The sequence below is a fragment of the Burkholderia sp. Bp8984 genome, from assembly GCF_003853755.1.
Classification (GTDB): Bacteria; Pseudomonadota; Gammaproteobacteria; order Burkholderiales; family Burkholderiaceae; genus Burkholderia.
Map to the genome: position 1 here is coordinate 180,046 of NZ_QTQN01000005.1, position 16,402 is coordinate 196,447.

The 16,402-nt window shown below is 69.3% G+C and carries 18 protein-coding genes; 12 read left to right on the forward strand and 6 right to left on the reverse strand.

Going from position 1 to position 16,402, the window contains the following annotated elements:
• Window position 1 precedes the first annotated feature (1 nt).
• From DID98_RS07795 to DID98_RS07815, 5 genes are all read left to right on the forward strand, one after another.
• Window positions 2-1,192, forward strand: a complete 1,191-nt coding sequence (locus DID98_RS07795; RefSeq protein ID WP_124570509.1) for a CaiB/BaiF CoA-transferase family protein — start codon at window positions 2-4, stop codon at window positions 1,190-1,192.
• A gap of 29 nt (window positions 1,193-1,221) precedes the next feature.
• Entirely contained in the window at window positions 1,222-2,187 is a 966-nt protein-coding gene (locus DID98_RS07800) for a hydroxymethylglutaryl-CoA lyase (protein ID WP_124570510.1), read from the forward strand.
• A 19-nt stretch (window positions 2,188-2,206) separates the two neighbouring features.
• Window positions 2,207-2,590, forward strand: coding sequence for a VOC family protein (locus DID98_RS07805; RefSeq protein WP_044843522.1), 384 nt, complete (start codon window positions 2,207-2,209; stop codon window positions 2,588-2,590).
• 294 nt (window positions 2,591-2,884) lie between these two features.
• On the forward strand, window positions 2,885-3,712 hold the full coding sequence (locus DID98_RS07810) for an alpha/beta hydrolase (RefSeq protein WP_124570511.1): 828 nt from the start codon (window positions 2,885-2,887) through the stop codon (window positions 3,710-3,712).
• Window positions 3,713-3,833: 121 nt separating this feature from the next.
• A complete protein-coding gene (locus tag DID98_RS07815; protein WP_124485468.1) occupies window positions 3,834-4,727 on the forward strand; it encodes a LysR family transcriptional regulator in 894 nt (297 codons plus the stop codon).
• A gap of 95 nt (window positions 4,728-4,822) precedes the next feature.
• On the opposite strand, the gene DID98_RS07820 is transcribed toward DID98_RS07815, so the two are convergent.
• Window positions 4,823-6,280 carry an MFS transporter gene (locus DID98_RS07820; RefSeq protein ID WP_124570512.1) on the reverse strand — a complete coding sequence of 486 codons (1,458 nt, stop codon included), beginning with the start codon at window positions 6,278-6,280 and terminating at the stop codon, window positions 4,823-4,825.
• A 486-nt stretch (window positions 6,281-6,766) separates the two neighbouring features.
• A complete protein-coding gene (locus tag DID98_RS07825; RefSeq protein WP_124570513.1) occupies window positions 6,767-7,936 on the reverse strand; it encodes a hypothetical protein in 1,170 nt (389 codons plus the stop codon).
• Window positions 7,937-8,079: 143 nt separating this feature from the next.
• On the opposite strand from DID98_RS07825, the gene DID98_RS07830 reads away from it, so the two are divergent.
• The 7 genes from DID98_RS07830 (at window position 8,080) to DID98_RS07855 (ending at window position 14,246) form a co-directional block, all read left to right on the forward strand.
• Window positions 8,080-9,006, forward strand: a complete 927-nt coding sequence (locus DID98_RS07830; protein ID WP_044843518.1) for a LysR family transcriptional regulator — start codon at window positions 8,080-8,082, stop codon at window positions 9,004-9,006.
• A gap of 117 nt (window positions 9,007-9,123) precedes the next feature.
• Window positions 9,124-10,326, forward strand: coding sequence for a YbfB/YjiJ family MFS transporter (locus DID98_RS07835; protein ID WP_124485465.1), 1,203 nt, complete (start codon window positions 9,124-9,126; stop codon window positions 10,324-10,326).
• The gene (locus DID98_RS07840) at window positions 10,323-11,582 is read left to right on the forward strand and encodes an MFS transporter (protein ID WP_124570514.1); all 1,260 of its coding nucleotides are present in this window, start codon (window positions 10,323-10,325) and stop codon (window positions 11,580-11,582) included. The genes DID98_RS07835 and DID98_RS07840 overlap by 4 nt, the downstream gene beginning before the upstream one ends.
• A 279-nt stretch (window positions 11,583-11,861) precedes the next feature.
• Window positions 11,862-12,962, forward strand: coding sequence for a nitronate monooxygenase family protein (locus DID98_RS07845; protein WP_124570515.1), 1,101 nt, complete (start codon window positions 11,862-11,864; stop codon window positions 12,960-12,962).
• Between the two features lie 190 nt (window positions 12,963-13,152).
• Window positions 13,153-13,524 (forward strand): GFA family protein, encoded by a 372-nt coding sequence (locus DID98_RS07850; protein ID WP_124485462.1) that lies wholly within the window; start codon window positions 13,153-13,155, stop codon window positions 13,522-13,524.
• Window positions 13,521-13,664 (forward strand): hypothetical protein, encoded by a 144-nt coding sequence (locus DID98_RS35755; protein WP_185500367.1) that lies wholly within the window; start codon window positions 13,521-13,523, stop codon window positions 13,662-13,664. Before DID98_RS07850 ends, DID98_RS35755 begins: the two co-directional genes overlap by 4 nt.
• Window positions 13,665-13,790: 126 nt before the next feature.
• Window positions 13,791-14,246 (forward strand): MarR family winged helix-turn-helix transcriptional regulator, encoded by a 456-nt coding sequence (locus DID98_RS07855; RefSeq protein WP_044843621.1) that lies wholly within the window; start codon window positions 13,791-13,793, stop codon window positions 14,244-14,246.
• Window positions 14,247-14,370: 124 nt separating this feature from the next.
• Here the strand turns inward: DID98_RS07855 and DID98_RS07860 are convergent, their stop codons facing one another.
• From DID98_RS07860 to DID98_RS07875, 4 genes are all read right to left on the reverse strand, one after another.
• Window positions 14,371-15,114 (reverse strand): GNAT family N-acetyltransferase, encoded by a 744-nt coding sequence (locus DID98_RS07860; protein ID WP_124570516.1) that lies wholly within the window; start codon window positions 15,112-15,114, stop codon window positions 14,371-14,373.
• 141 nt (window positions 15,115-15,255) lie between these two features.
• Entirely contained in the window at window positions 15,256-15,585 is a 330-nt protein-coding gene (locus tag DID98_RS07865; protein WP_124570517.1) for a DUF4148 domain-containing protein, read from the reverse strand.
• A 72-nt stretch (window positions 15,586-15,657) separates the two neighbouring features.
• The gene (locus tag DID98_RS07870) at window positions 15,658-15,984 is read right to left on the reverse strand and encodes a DUF4148 domain-containing protein (RefSeq protein ID WP_124570518.1); all 327 of its coding nucleotides are present in this window, start codon (window positions 15,982-15,984) and stop codon (window positions 15,658-15,660) included.
• 90 nt (window positions 15,985-16,074) lie between these two features.
• Window positions 16,075-16,401: a DUF4148 domain-containing protein gene (locus tag DID98_RS07875; RefSeq protein WP_124570519.1), complete on the reverse strand. Its 327-nt coding sequence runs from the start codon at window positions 16,399-16,401 to the stop codon at window positions 16,075-16,077.
• Between the last annotated feature and the right edge of the window lies 1 nt (window position 16,402).

Below are 16,402 nucleotides of genomic sequence, written 5' to 3' on the forward strand. Positions count from 1 at the left end.
CATGACGCGCCCCCTGGACGGTATCCGCGTGCTGGAACTCGGCCAACTGATCGCCGGGCCGTTCGCGGGCCGGATGCTCGCCGAATTCGGCGCGGACGTGATCAAGGTGGAGCCGCCCGGCGTCGGCGACCCGCTGCGCAAATGGCGGCTGCTGCACGACGGCACGTCGGTCTGGTGGGCCGCGCAGTCGCGCAACAAGCGCTCGCTCGCGCTCGACCTGCGCACGCCCGAAGGGCAGGACGTCGTGCGCCGCCTCGTCGCCGGGACCGACGTGCTGATCGAGAACTTCCGGCCCGGCACGCTGGAAGGCTGGGGGCTCGACTGGGAGACGCTGTCCGCGATCAACCCGCGGCTCGTGATGCTGCGCGTATCGGGCTTCGGCCAGACCGGCCCGTATCGCGACCGGCCCGGCTTCGGCGTGATCGCCGAAGCGATGGGCGGCCTGCGCCACCTGACCGGCGAGCCCGGCCGCACGCCGGTGCGCGTCGGCGTGTCGCTCGGCGATTCGCTGTCGGCGCTGCACGGCGTGATCGGCATCCTGCTCGCGCTGCGCCATCGCGAACAGCAGGGCGGCAAGGGGCAGGTCGTCGACGTCGCGCTGTACGAATCCGTCTTCAACATGATGGAAAGCCTGCTGCCCGAATACTCGGCGTTCGGCGCGGTGCGCGAGCCGGCCGGCAGCAGCCTGCCGGGCATCGCTCCGACCAACGCGTACCGCTGCCGCGACGGCAGGTACGCGCTGATCGCCGGCAACGGCGACAGCATCTTCCGGCGCCTGATGGCGCTGATCGGGCGCCCCGATCTCGGCGACGATCCCGCGCTCGCGCACAACGACGGGCGCGTCGCGCAGGTCGCGCGCATCGACGCGGCGATCGGCGAATGGAGCGCGCGGCTCGATCTCGACGACGCGCTCGCCGCGCTGCACGACGCACGCATCCCGTCCGGGCGCATCTACGACGTCGCGGACATCGCGGCCGATCCGCATTACCGCGCACGCGACATGATCGTCGACGCCGCGCTGCCCGACGGCACGCCCGTGCTCGTGCCGGGCATCGTGCCGAAACTCGGCGCGACGCCGGGATGCATCGAGCGTCCGGCGCCCGCGCTCGGCGCCGATACCGACGCGGTACTCGAATCGATCGGCATCGATGCCGCGACGCGCGACGACTGGCGCACGCGCGGCGTGATCTGAAGCGACCAACCTGCGACCGGGACGACGACATGAACCAGCCCCATCCCCAACGACTTTATATTCAAGAAGTCGCGACACGCGACGGTTTCCAGAATGAAGCGGCGTTCGTCGACACCGACGACAAGATCGCGCTCGTCGACGCGTTGAGCGCGTGCGGCTACGCGAAGATCGAGGTCACGTCGTTCACGTCGCCGAAGGCGATCCCCGCGCTGCGCGACGCGGAAGCCGTGATGCACGGCATCGTGCGCGCGCCGGGCGTCGTCTATACGGTGCTCGTGCCGAACGTGCGCGGCGCGGAACGCGCGCTGTCGTGCGGCGTCGACGAGGTGAACCTCGTGATGTCGACGAGCGAGAGCCACAACCGCACGAACCTGCGGATGACCCGCGAGCAGTCGTTCGCGCAACTGCGCGACGTGATCGACACGGTGCGCGGCACCGGCGTCGCGCTCAACGTGTCGCTGTCGACCGCGATGGGCTGCCCGATGGAAGGCGACGTGCGTGCGGAAACCGTGCTCGCGTGGATGCAGCGCTTCGCGGATCTCGGCGTGCACGGCTTCACGCTGTGCGACACGACCGGCATGGCGTATCCGTCCCAGGTGCGCGACCTGGCCGAACGCGCACGCGAACGCTTCGGTGCGCTGCAGCTCACGCTGCACTTTCACAACACGCGCGGGATGGCGCTCGCGAACACGCTCGCCGCGCTCGACGCCGGCATCGACCGCTTCGACGCATCGCTCGGCGGCCTCGGCGGCTGTCCGTACGCGCCGGGCGCGACCGGCAACGCGTGCACCGAGGAGCTCGTGCACATGCTCGCGCTCGACGGCTACGATACGGGCGTCGACTTGGCGGGCGTACTCGCCGCGGCCGCGCGGTTGCCCGCGCTGATCGGGCATGACGTGCCGAGCCAGATCCTGAAGGCCGGGCGCCGCTCGGACCTGCATCCGCCGCCGCGCGCCGAAGCCGGCCACATGCCGGCGCAGCGGGCTTTGTCGTAACCGAACCGGAGCGAATCACATGGCACTGATTGACCACCTCGACCACCTCGTGCTGACTTGCGTCGATCCGGAGCGGACGAAGCATTTCTATACCGAAGTGCTGCAGATGCAGCTCGAAACCTTCGGCGCGGGCCGGCTCGCGTTCCGCTTCGGCAACCAGAAGATCAACCTGCACGTGCGCGGCGCGGAGTTCGAGCCGAAGGCGCACGTGCCGGTGCCCGGCGCGCTCGACCTGTGCTTCATCGCGTCGGTGCCGCTCGACGACGTGATCGCGCATCTGCACCGCGTCGAATGGCCGATCGTCGAAGGGCCCGTCGAGCGCACCGGTGCGACACAGAAGATCCGGTCGGTGTACGTGCGCGACCCGGACCTGAACCTGATCGAGATCTCCGAGCTGATCTGAGTTGCGTTGCGTTGAATTGCACGGCGCGCGCGGCGGTCATGCCGAGCTGTCGTGCGGCGTGGGCGCAGCATCGCGTCCGTTCTGCCAGTTCCGCATGCGCCGGCGCGATGCGCCCGCCACGCAGCAATCCTCCGCCGAAAGCGGACAGGCGCGTATCGCACCCGCCGATTCCGGATAGGCGCGCCGCGTTGCACTGCGGATAATGGCGTGCATCGGCGCCGGTCCGTCCGCCGCCTTCGCAGCGGGCGCGACGCGCGTCCCGCAGATCCGCAATCCGACCCACGCACATTCCGAATGACGATCCTCTATCGCGGCATGGACCGCGCGGCGCTCGACGCCGCTTACCTGAACACGAAGGCCATTCCCGACTTCCCCGCGGTACTCGCGTCCTGCCAGGCACGCAGTGCCGCGCTTTACGCCGCGACGCCCGCGCAGCGCGACCTGCGTTACGGGTCGCGCCCCGCGCAGCGCTTCGACTGGCTGCGCTGCGGCCGGCCCGGCGCGCCGCTGTTCGTGTTCATTCACGGCGGCTACTGGCAGCACTGCGCGAAGGAAGATTTCGCGTACGCGGCCGCCGGGCCGCTCGCACGCGGGTTCGATGTCGTGCTCGCCGAATACACGCTCGCACCGGATGCATCGATGACCGACATCGTCGGCGAGATCGGCGCGCTGCTCGACCATCTCGCGGCCGATCCCGATCGCATCGGCACCGGCGGCCGGCCGATCCACCTGAGCGGCCACTCGGCAGGCGGTCACCTGACCGCCGTGTATCGCGCGCATCCGGCGGTCGTGTCGGCGCTTGCGATCAGCCCGCTCGTCGATCTCGAGCCGATCTCGCTGTGTGTGCTCGGCGAGAAGCTTCGACTCACCGCGCACGAAATCGCCGCCTACAGCCCGCTGCGTCATGTCGGCCCCGGTGCGCCGACCGTCGTCGCGGTCGGCGCGGCCGAGTTGCCGGAGCTGGTGCGCCATGCGCATGAATACGCGGACGCATGCGAGACGGCCGGCGAGCCGGTTGCACGCGCGTGGCTGCCGAGCATGCAGCACTTCACGGTACTCGACGATCTCGCGCGACCGGACAGCGCGATGCTCGCCGCACTGCAGGCGATCGCGCCGCGCTGAGCGCGCCGTCCTGCATCGTTTCGCGCGATTTCGCCGCGTTCACGGCCGGGCGTATGATCGGCATCAGGCCGGTCGGGCGCCATTCGCACGCGCCGCACGGCACACCCCCAGGATCCTCGTCATGGTGAACCCGCTTCATTTCGATCTGCAGTCGCTGCGCGTGTTCGCTCTCGTCGCCGAGCACGGCAGCCTGACCAAGGCGGCCGAACACGGTCAGCTCACGTTGTCCGCGGTCAGCAAGCGGATCGCCGAACTCGAGAGCGTGACCGGCAGCGCGCTGTTCGTCCGGCATGCGCGCGGCGTCGAGCTGACGCCCGCGGGCCGCGCGCTGCTCGAACATGCGGCGAAGGTGATCGAGCAGGTGAACCGGATGGCGCACGAGATGAGCGATTACGTCGCCGGCGTGCGCGGCCACATTCACGTGTGGACCAATACGTCGGCGATCGTCCAGTTCCTGCCGGCCGATCTCGCCGCGTTCCTGACCGACAACCCGGGCATCAAGGTCAGTCTCGAGGAAAGGCTGAGTCACGAGATCGTCGATGCGCTCGGGTCCGGCAAGGCCGATCTCGGCGTGTTCGCGGACAACGTGCCGGCGCCCGGCATCGAACGCCGGCTGTACCGGCGCGACGAGCTCGTGCTGCTCGTGCCGCGCGGGCATCGCTTCGCCGCGCGCGACAGCATCCGCTTCGCGGATACGCTCGATGAAGACTACGTCGGCCTGAGCGACGGCAGTTCGCTGCTCGCGCGGATGACCGACGCCGCGTTCGCGGCCGAGCGCTCGCTGAAGCTGCGCATCCAGGTATCGAATTTCGACGGCGTGAGCCGGATGATCGAGGCCGGGCTCGGGATCGGCGTGTTGCCGCGCGATGCGGTGACGGGCGAGCGCGCGGCGCGGCTCGGCGTCGTGACGCTCGACGACGCGTGGGCGACGCGCACGCTGTGGGTCGGCGTGAAGGCCGGCACCGTGCTGACCACGGACATCGCGAAGCTGTTCGATTTCATGTCGGCGCGCTGAACGCGCTGAATGCGAAGAATGCGCGACCTGCGTTCAACGCGCGCCAGGCGCGACGCACGGGGCACGCATGCGCATGCCCCGTGCCGCATACCGCGTCATACCGGGTTGATGTCGTCCTGGCTGCGCCGCGTGGTCAGCGGCCCGAGCATGCGCAGCGTGACCGCGACGATCCCGAGCGCGACCGAGATCACGCCGAACATCGCTCCGGCGCCGTGCTCGGCCAGCACCGGCAGCAGCACGAACGGCAGCGCGCCGCTGACGATGCGCGACAGCGAGTAGGTGCTGCCGATCGCGGTCGAGCGCACGCGCGCCGGGAAGATCTCCGCCTGATACACGTGATACGCGTTGCTGAACACGTTCGACGCGCAGGTCGTCAGGAACCCGAAGCAGACGATCAGCGCCGTATTGCCCGAATACGCGAAGCACAGCCCGAACGCGGCGATCGAGAGGATCGACACGATCACGAGCGTGCGGCGCTCGATCCAGTTCAGCAGCGGAATCGACAGCAGCGAGCCGATCGGATAACCGATGAACGACAGTGCGATGAACAGCGTGCTGTCGGTGACGTCGAACCCGCGGCTCTTGACGACCGTGCTCGCGAGCGTGCCGAAGCCGTAATAGCCGAAGCCCTGGAACAGGTGGAATACCGCGAGCATCAGGTAGCGCGCGCCGTACGGCCGGCGGCGCAGCAGCGCGATGCGCTCGCCGACGCGCAGCGGCCGCTGCGGTTCGGCCGATGCCGCGAACTGGTCGGGCACGCGCACCCCCGCGCTGTCCGCGAAGCGCTTCGCCGCGGCATGCGCATCCGCGGCGCGGCCCTGCGCGAGCAGCCAGCGCGGGCTTTCCGGCAGACGATGCTGGACCAGCAGCACGTACACGGCGCCGAGGCTGCCGATCGCGAGGATGATGCGCCAGCCGGCCACGCCCGCGACGTGCAGCGGATTCAGCCACAGCGCGAGGAAGCCGACCAGCGGCACGGCGACGTACGAAGTCGTATAGGCCCATGCGGCAAGCCGTCCGCGCTTGTCCTTCGGCAGGATTTCGGACAGGAAGCTGTCGGCGACCGGGTAGATCGCGCCGACGCCGATGCCCGTGAGAAAGCGGCATGCGACGAGCATGTCGGCGTTCACGGAGAACGCGCCGATCAGCGAGAACGCGCTGTACCAGACGAGCGTCATCAGGAACGCCTTGCGCCGGCCGATGCGGTCGGCGAGGCTGCCGAGACACAGCGCGCCGACGAACATTCCGATGAATGCCGACGCGAGCAGCAGCTTGAAATCGGCGCTTTGCCGGCTGAGCCCGTATTCGTGCTGCAGCGCGGAGCCGATCGTGCTGACGAGGAAGATCTCGTACATGTCGAAGAACAGCCCGATGCCGATTACCCAGACGACGAACCGGTGCAGCGCACCGACCGGCAGGTCGTCCATGAATTCGCCGAGCGTGATGCCACGCGCGGGCAGGGCCGTCGCATCGGCGCCGGCCCGGGCCGCGGACGATGCGGCTGACGCGGGTCCGCCCGCGGTGCCGCCAAGGTCGAGGGATTGGCTGTTCATCGTGTCTCCTGATTATCGATTTGCCGTGGCGCGATGCCCGGCCGTTCGCGGCTATTCGCGGCCGGCATCACGGGCCCGGTCGCGCGACGCGGCGCACGTGCCCGCAAGGCCCGCGAAAGGCCGGATGCGCGGGATGGCGCCGATCGTCCGAAACATGGTCGGCGAATTTGCGCGACGCGATAATTGCGGATGCTTCAAGCATCCTTTCCCGCGCAGAAAGGCCGGGAAACGCCCGCTGGGCGGGCGTCGGACGGAGGGGGAGCCGAAGCTGGAAGGGCAGGGCAGGGAAAACGATAGGCCGCGCTGCGCGGATTCGGCAGCCGGTGATGGTGATGGCGTACCGCGCGGTTCGGTATCCTCGGTCAATCCGCCGGCGCCGCGCGACGGAACGGCGGAGCGACGCCGCGGGACCTTGCATTCGTCAGCGTTCATCGATCGCTGCGACGCACCGAATGTGCAGCGCCGCCGCTCGTCCGCCCATCCGGCTCATGGCGACGCGCACGGATCGGACCGTTCATCCGTCGCCGCCGCACCGGCATCGGTGCCGGTCCCGCCCCCGACGTCGGCCCGTTCATGCCGCACCGTCTCCGACGCAACCGCCTGCAGCTTCACCGCCAGGTCCGGCGCGATGCCGAGCTGCGCGGCTGCTTGCTCCCGCGCGCCCAGGGTGCGCACGTCGACGCCGGCGATCTGCTGGAACAGCACGAGCGCGCTGAGGTAAGCGCCCGTCACGCCCGGATGCTGATAGTCGAGCCGCGAGATCGGCGGGTCGTTGTGCGCGCGCATGCCGTACCACAGCAGCGGGGCGCCCGACGGCGCATACGGATCGGGATCGGCGATGCCCGCCATCCACGCGCGCTGCCATGCGCGGCCGACCGGCGCGACGGCCACGATCGACGGATCGGTGCGGCGGGCGCGTTCGAACGCATCGCGATACGCGGCGACGAGTTCGGCGAGACGCTCGACATAGCGCGCGTGAAATCCGGCGCTGCCCGGCTCGCCCGCCAGCGCCTTCGCGAGATCGGCGCCCGGCCAGGTTTCGTACAGATAGACGCGCGCTTGCGGTGCAGCAGCGCGAATGCCGCGCGCGATCTTCGCGACGCTCGCGCAGAAGGCGGCGGGATCGCTGGCACGGCTATGCGTGAGCACGAACGGCAGCGGCTTCGCGCTCAACTCCTGCAGCACGACCGCGTCCCAGACGGGCCGGTCGATCACGTCCGATGCAACGCGGTCGTGTTTGGCGAGACTCGTCGCCGACATCGCTTCGAGATGGACGTCATAGTCGAGCCCGGCTTCGACGGCAAACCGCGCGAAGATGCCCGGAATCCCGCCCCACGGGCCCGGCTCGCGTTCCGCGCGGGCGCCGGTCTGCCCGAAGTTCTCGTCGATCACCCGCGCCGCGGCCGCGCCTGCGGCCTGACGGCCGGCATGCATCGCGCCGTACGAACGCACGGGCGTGTAACGGCCGTGCGTGAGGCTGTCGCCGACGAACAGGATGCGTTGCGGCGAGCGGATTGCGGGCGCCGGCAACCCGGGCGGCGACACCGCCGACGAGCCGGCCATCGCCGGCCCGGCGACCAGCCACGCGACGACGCACGCCGACGCGCAACGCATGACGACGCAACGCAACGCGGGCACGGCAGGCAAGTCGGTCATCTCGAAGTTCCGCAAGGACGCGTGGCCGAAGTATTTCACGAAGCGGCGCGACCGCGCTGCCCCCGCGTTGCGCAGCGCGTACGGTAGACTGCTCGCTGGCTTTTCCCGCCCACGACACGACCCCACGCGCCCCCGCACACGACATGGACCGAATCGATGCGATGAAGGTGTTCGTCGCCACGCTCGACGAGGGCAGCCTCGCGGGCGCGAGCCGCCGCCTGGGCCGCTCGCCGGCGGCCGTCAGCCGCGCGCTCGCGTTTCTCGAGGAACACACGGGCACCGCGCTGCTGTACCGGACCACCCGGACGATCCGTTTGAGCGAAGCCGGTGAACGTTATGCGGCAGCGTGCCGCCGCATCCTCGCGGATCTCGAGGAAGCCGACATGCTGATCGCCGACGAACGCTCGGCGCCGCGCGGCCTGCTGACGATCACCGCACCGGTCGCCGCGGGCGAAGACGTGCTGCGTGCGCTCATCGACGAATTCATCGACCGCCATCCGGCCGTGTCGATTCGCCTGCAACTGCTCGACCGTCCCGTCAGCCTGATCGACGAGGGCATCGACGTCGCGCTGCGCATCGCGCACCTGAGCGATTCGACGCTCGTCGCGATGCCGGTCGGCGCGGTGCGGCGTGTCGTCGTCGCGTCGCCGGACTACCTTGCGAACCATCCGCCGATTACCGCGCCGGCCGATCTCGCCCGGCACCGGATCATCTCGATGACGCACTTCGGGCTCGATTCGTGGAGCTTTCCGCCGTCCGCGCCGTCGGCGCTGCCGCAGGTGGTCCAGTTCGCACCGCGCTTCATCGTCAACACGATCCGCGGCGCGCTTGCGTCGGCGCTCGCCGGCCACGGCGTCACGCGGCTGTTCTCGTATCACGTCGCGGAGCCGGTGCGGGACGGCGCGCTGCGCATCGTGCTGCGCGACAGCGAGCACGCGCCACTGCCGATTCATCTGGTCACGCCTTACGGACGCCTGTCGGTGCCGAAGGTGCGGACGTTCGTCGATTTCGCCGCGCCGCGATTGCGCGAGCATTTCGCGCAGCTGGCGGCCATCACCGACGGAGATTGAATCGCGTTGCGGAAGAATGGCTTCCGTGCTGCATGGATTCTCCCGATACCCGGTTCAATCTAGACTTCCTTCAACCGGCGGATGCGCGTGCATCCGCCCAGCGAATGGGAGGTCTCCATGCAACAAGCGCTTCTCGACCGGCCGCACGCCCCCGCATTCAACGTGTGGCGCGGCACGGTGTCCGGCGCCAGTGCGAGCCTGATCGGCATCGGCCTGGCGCGCTTTGCGTACACACCGCTTTTGCCGGCGATCATCGGTGCGCACTGGTTTCCCGCGTCCACCGCCGCGTATCTCGGGGCGGCCAACCTCGGCGGCTATCTGGCCGGCGCGCTGGTCGCCGGCACGCTCGCGCGCCGCGCCGGCTCGACCGCCGTGCTGCGCGCGATGATGCTGCTCGCGACACTCGCATTCGTCGCGTGCGCGGCACCAGTGTCGTTCGTGTGGTTCTTCGTGTGGCGTTTCGCGTCCGGCCTGTCGGGCGGGGCGCTGATGGTGCTCGCGGCGCCGGCGATCCTCACGCACGTGCCGCCGTCCCGGCGCGGTTTCGCGAGCGGCGGCATCTTCACCGGGATCGGGCTCGGCATCGCGGCATCGGGCACGATCGTGCCGATCCTGCTGCGGCAAGGGCTCACCGTCACGTGGCTCGGGCTCGCGATCGTGTCGCTACTGCTGACCGCCGTCGCGTGGCGCGGCTGGCCGGCCGACGACGCACGGCCCGCAGCCGCCGCGGCGCATGCCGCGCACGCGCGCAACCTGCCGGCCGGCAGCCTGCGCGCGCTGTACGTCGAATACGGGCTCAACGCGGTCGGGCTCGTCCCGCACATGATCTTCCTCGTCGACTACGTCGCGCGCGGACTCGGCAAGGGCGTCGACGCGGGCGCGCAGTACTGGGTGCTGTACGGCCTCGGCGCGATCGTCGGGCCGCTCGCGTGCGGGCATCTGGCCGACCGTGCGGGCTTCGGCCGCGCACTGCGGATCGCATTCGCGATCGAAGCCGTCGCGGTCGCGCTGCCGCTGCTCGGCCTGGGCCCGGCCGCGCTGATCGTGTCGAGCCTGCTCGTCGGCGCGTTCACGCCCGGCATCGTGCCGCTCGCGCTGGGCCGCGTAAACGAGCTGCTCGCGCATCATCCGTCGGTCGCGAAGCGCGCATGGCGCAGCGCGACGACCAGCTTCGCGATCATGCAGGCGGTCGCCGCCTACGGTCTGTCGTACCTGTTCGCATCGAGCGGCGGCCGTTACGAAGCGCTGTTCGGCGTCGGCACCGCCGCGCTGTTGCTGGCGCTCGCGGTCGACGTGATCTCCTCGGCGAGGGCGCGATGAGCACGACCGCCCAGGCACCGGCCGCCGCACACGCCGGCCGCCCGAGCGCCGGCTACGCCGAACGCAATGCGCGCTACTGGCGGCGCAATCTTGCCGTGTGCGTATTCGGTTCGTTCACGACGCTCGTGAGTCTCAGCATGCTGCTGCCGTTCCTGCCGCTGTATGTGCGGCAGCTCGGCGTCGACGCGCAGTCGGCCGTGATCCAGTGGTCGGGCGTCGCGTTCGGCGCGACGTTCCTCGGCACGGCCGTCACCGCACCGCTGTGGGGCCGCCTCGCGGATCGCTTCGGCCGCAAGCCGATGCTCGTGCGCGCGGCACTCGGGATGGCCGTCGTGATGTCGCTGATCGGCGTCGCGCACAACGTGGTGGAACTCGTTGCACTGCGGCTGATCGCCGGGCTCGTCGGCGGCTATGCGTCCGCGTCGACCGTGATGGTCGGCACCCAGGCGCCGCGCGAACGCGCGGGCTGGGCGCTCGGCATCCTGTCGACCGGCGCGCTCGCGGGCAATCTCGTCGGGCCGCTCGTCGGCGGCCTGCTGCCGGGCTGGCTCGGCATTCGCGGCACGTTTTTCGCGGGTGGCGCGATGATCGCCGTCGCCGCGCTGCTGACGATCGTCGTCGTGAAGGAGGACTTCGATCCGGCCACCGACGCGCACGCGCGGCACGCCCGCGCAACGTCGGCGAACCCGGCCCGGCGCACCGATCGCGTGGCGGTCGCCGCGCTGCTCGTGACGGCGATGATGGTGCTGCTCGCGAACATGTCGATCGAGCCGATCATCACGGTCTATATCGGCGGGCTCGGCGTGGACGGCAGTCATCTGGCGCGCGTCGCCGGCGTCGTGATGGCCGGCTCCGCACTCGGCAGCATGCTGACAGCCGCGCGGCTCGGCGCGCTCGCCGACCGGATCGGCAGCTGGAACGTGATCGTCGGCTGCCTGCTGCTGACAGCGCTCGCGATGCTGCCGCAGGCGTTCGTCACGCACTGGTGGCAGCTCGCCGCGCTGCGCGTGCTGATGGGGATGACGCTCGCCGGGTTGCTGCCGTCGATCGGCAAGCTGGTCCGGCAGTCGGTCGACGAGCGCGCGACGGGCCAGATGCTCGGCTACCTGCAGTCCGCGCAGTTCGGCGGGCAGGTGATCGGCCCGGTGATCGGCGGCCAGATCGGCGTCGCGCTCGGCCTGCATTCGGTGTTCTTCGTGACGGCCGCGCTGCTGGCGGCCTGCGCGGCGCTCGCATATCGGGTGCGCAGCCGGTAGAAGCGCTGCGCGCTGGCCCGCGGGCGGCGCTCTGGCGTAGCATGGGCGCAGTTGCGGGGCGGCCGGTTCGAACGCCGTGCGGAGACGACGCCGCAACCACGCGTCGCGACGGCCGCGTCGTCGTTTGGTCAGCCGCCGAACCCGGCACCGCTTTCGCATTCGCATGACAGGGTCCACGCGACGCACCGCGCATCCGCGACGTCGCCGGACGCACCCAAGCCGCTTCGGCCGGCAGCCGGCCCGAGCCTTCCGATCCCGGACGTTGCAGGAGGCAACGACATGAATCGACCGACCGACAACCGGACGCTGCTGCGCACGCTCGGCGTCCGCACTCCGATCATCCAGGCGCCGATGGCCGGCGTCAGCACGCCCGCGCTGGCGGCTGCCGTGTCGAACGCGGGCGGGCTCGGCTCGCTCGGCGTCGGCGCGACGAACGCCGACGGCGCGCGCAAGATGATCCGCGACACGCGCGCGCTCACCGACCGGCCGTTCAACATCAACCTGTTCTGCCACCAGCCGGCGCGGGCCGATGCCGCGGTCGAACGCGCGTGGCTCGAGTGGCTCGCGCCGGTGTTCCGCGAATACGGCGCGACGCCGCCGGCGGCGCTGTCGGAGATCTACACGAGCTTCGTCGCGGACGATGCGATGCTCGCGATGTTGCTCGAGGAAAAACCGGCGGTCGTGAGCTTTCATTTCGGGTTGCCGTCCGACGAGGCGATCGCGATGCTCAAGCGCGCCGGCATCACGCTGTTCGCGTCCGCGACGCATCCCGACGAAGCCCGCCAGATCGCCGCGGCCGGCATCGATGCGATCGTCGCGCAGGGCATCGAGGCCGGCGGGCATCGCGGCGTATTCGACTCGACGGCGCACGACGACCGGCTCGGCACGTTCGCGCTGACGCGACTGCTCGTGCGCGAATGCGCGCTGCCGGTGATCGCCGCCGGCGGCATCATGGACGGCGACGGCATCGCCGCGGCGCTCGCGCTCGGTGCGCAGGCCGCGCAACTCGGCACGGCGTTCGTCGCGTGTCCGGAAACGTCGATCGACGACGGTTATCGCCGCGCGATCCTCGGCGACGCGGCGCACCGCACGACCTTCACGACCGCGATCTCCGGCCGTGTCGCGCGCGGCATCGCGAACCGGCTGACGGCGCTCGGCGACGATCCGCACGCACCGGCGACGCCCGCCTATCCGATCGCGTACGACGCCGGCAAGGCGCTGCATGCGGCCGCGAAGGCGAAGGGCGAGTTCGGCTACGGCGCGCAGTGGGCAGGGCAGGCGGCGCCGCTCGTGCGGTCGCTGCCGGCGGCGGAACTGTTCGCGACGCTCGAGCGCGAGACGCGGGCGGCCATTGCGCGGCTGCAGCACGCGCTGGACTGAGTGCCGGATCACGCGGCGCGCACGCCTGCGCGCGGCGGACGTGCCCGAAGGCGCCGGAAGGCGCTGAAATCCGCACCGTTCGCGACAGAATTGCAATGCTCTGTGTCTGCGCACCGCGCGGATACAGAGCGATACAACGCGTCCGCCCGGGTTCGTTATAAAGCAGACATCACCTCTCGAGGAGCACGACATGTCTGCTACATGGTTCAACGGATCCTGCCATTGCGGCGCCGTGAAATTCCAGGTCCGGACCGCGCTTGCGCCGGCCGTTCGCTGCAACTGCAGCCTTTGCCGCCGTCGCGGCGCGTTGATGAGCCCGATGTTCCCCGCCGCCGACCTGAAGATCGTCGCAGGCGAGGACGCGCTGACGACCTACCGTTTCAACACGCGCACGGCCCGTCACTTTTTCTGCAGCCGGTGCGGCGTCTACCCGTTTCATCAGACGCGCAAGGATCCCGCGTGCTGGCGCGTCAATCTCGGCTGCCTCGAAGGCGTCGAACCGTATGCGCTCGACGCGACCGTCGCCGACGGCGCGAGCCTGTCCGTCGTGGAGGATGCATGAAACGCTGGCTGACGATCCTGCTGTTCGCCGCGGGCGGCCTCGCGACCGAAATCGCGCATCCGGTGCAGTGTTCGCTGCTGTCGATCAGCCGGCAACGGCACGGCGAGCGCCGGGGCCGGAACGACGGCGATCGAGCCTGAGCGTGAGCGGGCATCGCTCGCGTCGCGTGCTGTCGATCGGAAACGATAATCATGCTTCCGATAAGATCGCACGCGATATATAATGCATTTATCTGCGACACGCTCCCGTGTCGATGGAGGATGCTCATGAAACCGACCGAAACCCAATCGCCCGCCACGCCGAAGCTTTCCGAGTTCCTGTGCTTTGCGATCTACTCGACGAACCTCGCGTTCGGCAAGGCCTACAAGCCGATCCTCGAGGAGCTCGGCCTCACGTACACGCAATACATCACGATCATTGCGCTGTGGGAGGAGGGCGACCAGACGGTCGGGCAGCTCGGCGAAAAGCTGTTCCTCGAATCGAACACGCTGACGCCGATCCTGAAGAAGCTCGAGGCGATGGGCTATCTGGAACGGCACCGCGATCCGTCGGACGAGCGTCAGGTGGTCGTGAGCCTGACGAAAAGCGGTCGCCGCGTGCGCGAGAAGGGGCTCGACATGAATCTCGTCGAAGCCACCGGGCTCAAACCCGACGAATTCGCGAAGATGCAGAAGGCGATCGTCACGCTGCGCGGCAACCTGATCGATTCGATCGACGAGTAAACCACGAATAGCCTGGCCGCCGGCTCGATGTCGAGCCGGCGATGCGATTGCAGCCGGCTTCCTCCACGATGTCCATGCTTTTCCGGCCGTCCGGACCGACTTTTGCAATGCTGCGCCCGGTTGCTTACGGCTGACGCTCGGGCTGGCCCGTCCCGGTTTCCTCACGCCCCAACACCAGCAATTGCATGTCGCGACGGATCGTGAAACCGAGTGCCAGATAGCGCTCGATTGCGACGCGATTCGACGACAGCACATGCAGAAACGGCGTTTCCGCCCGCGCGCGAATCCGCGCGATCAATGCGCGGATCAGTCCGGCCGCGAGGCCCTGGCCGCGAAAGGCGGGATCCACGCACACGGCGCTGATCTCCGTATGGCCGCCGGCAGTCAGTCGCTGACCGGCCATCGCCACGAGCCGTCCTTCTCTCCGTACACCGAGATAGCCGCCGAATTCGATCGTGCGCGGGCCGAACGGACCCGGCTCCGTCGCCGCGATCAGTTCGAGCATGGCCGGTACATCGCCTTCGGTCAGCCGGACATGCTCCAGCGGCTGCGCATCGTCAGGCGTTCCCTGCCAGATCATCTGATGCAGCACCGCGCGCCGGACCACGGAACATCCGCCCGGCGTCGGGATCTCGTCAGGCGTGACCAGTGCCGCGGGCCCGTGCGTGTCGATCAATGCGCGCAACGCGTCGAAAGCGGCCGGGCTGCGCTCGGCGAGGCCGGCAAAGGGCGCGAGTTCGGGAGGAAAGCGCCGCGCGCGCTCGTCGCCGAGCGCAAAACGCTGCTGCTCGCCGGCGAGCGCATGCCACACGGCGTTGTCGAGCGGATGCGCTCCGCTTCCTTCGTTCCCCGTCGTTGCTTGCCGCATTGCCTGCTCCCTGATTGAAGGTCGTTCGTCGCACAGCATAGACGCGATCGTCCATTCAGGTCTCAGACGAACAAAAAGCGCATGCGATTATATCGCATGCGCTTTATTTGATGGATGACGTCGTCGATTTCGGCGCGGTGCTCAATGACCGAAGTAGATCGAGCGCTCGGCCGTGCGAACGACGTTCCGGCTGCCGGCTTGCGTCGCGCCGTCGGCGTCGCTGCCGTAACCGGATGCGTCGGTATCGGCCGCTGTCGCAGCGTTGTCGCGCACCCGCTTCAGCGCGGCCTGCAGATTCTCCGGATAGTTCGGATCGTTCGGGCGATTCGGCAGGTAGCCGGCCTTCTGGAGCGCGGCCAGTTCCGCCCGCACCTGCGCACGCGTGACGGTGCTTTCGGTCGCGAATGCCGGTGCGGCAGCGGAAACGGACACGGCGACGAGCAGGCCAGCAATCAGTTGGGTCTTCATCATTTACCTCGACAGAAAAGAGTGATCGGAGTGTGGGCGTCGCACGCCGGCAACCGGCGCCGATCGCGATTTCATTCAATGGCCGAAGTAGATCGAGCGCTCGGCGACCCGCATGGCAGGACGGCTACCCGACTGCGTGCCGGCTGCCGCGTCGCTGCCGTAACCGGACGTCGCCGTATCCGCTGCGGCCGTGTCGTTCGCATGGATACGCGTCAGCGCGGCCTGCAGGTCGTCCGGATAGTGCGGATCGTTCGCGCGGCCCGGCACATAGCCGGCTTGCTGCAGCTGGGCGAGCTCGGCACGTACTTGCGCACGCGTCACGACGGCTTCATTGGCAAAGGCGGGGGCGGCAACGGCGGCGGATGCGGCAACGAGAAGGGCGGCGATCACTTGGGTTTTCATCATTTACCTCGACAGATTCAATGGAAAGAAACGGGGCGTTCAGGCGTGTGCGGCATGTCGACGCGATTCGTCCGGAATCGCGGATCGCGCTCAACGACCGAAATAGATCGAACGCTCGGCCATCTGCACGACCGCGCGTCGGCCCGACTGCGTCGCCGCGACGGCGTCGCCGCCGTAGCCCGCGTTCGACGGTGCGTTGGCCACCGCGTCGTCCGCGTGGATCTGCGTCAGCGCGGCCTGCAGGTTGTCCGGGTAGGTCGCGTCGCTGGCGCGGTTCAGCGGGTAGCCGGTCCGTTCGAGCTGCGCGAGTTCGGCACGCACTTGCGCACGCGTCACGACGGCGTCACTGGCGAAGGCCGGCGCGGCAACGGCAGCGGACACGGCGACGAGCAGGGCGGCGATCAGTTGGGTCTTCATC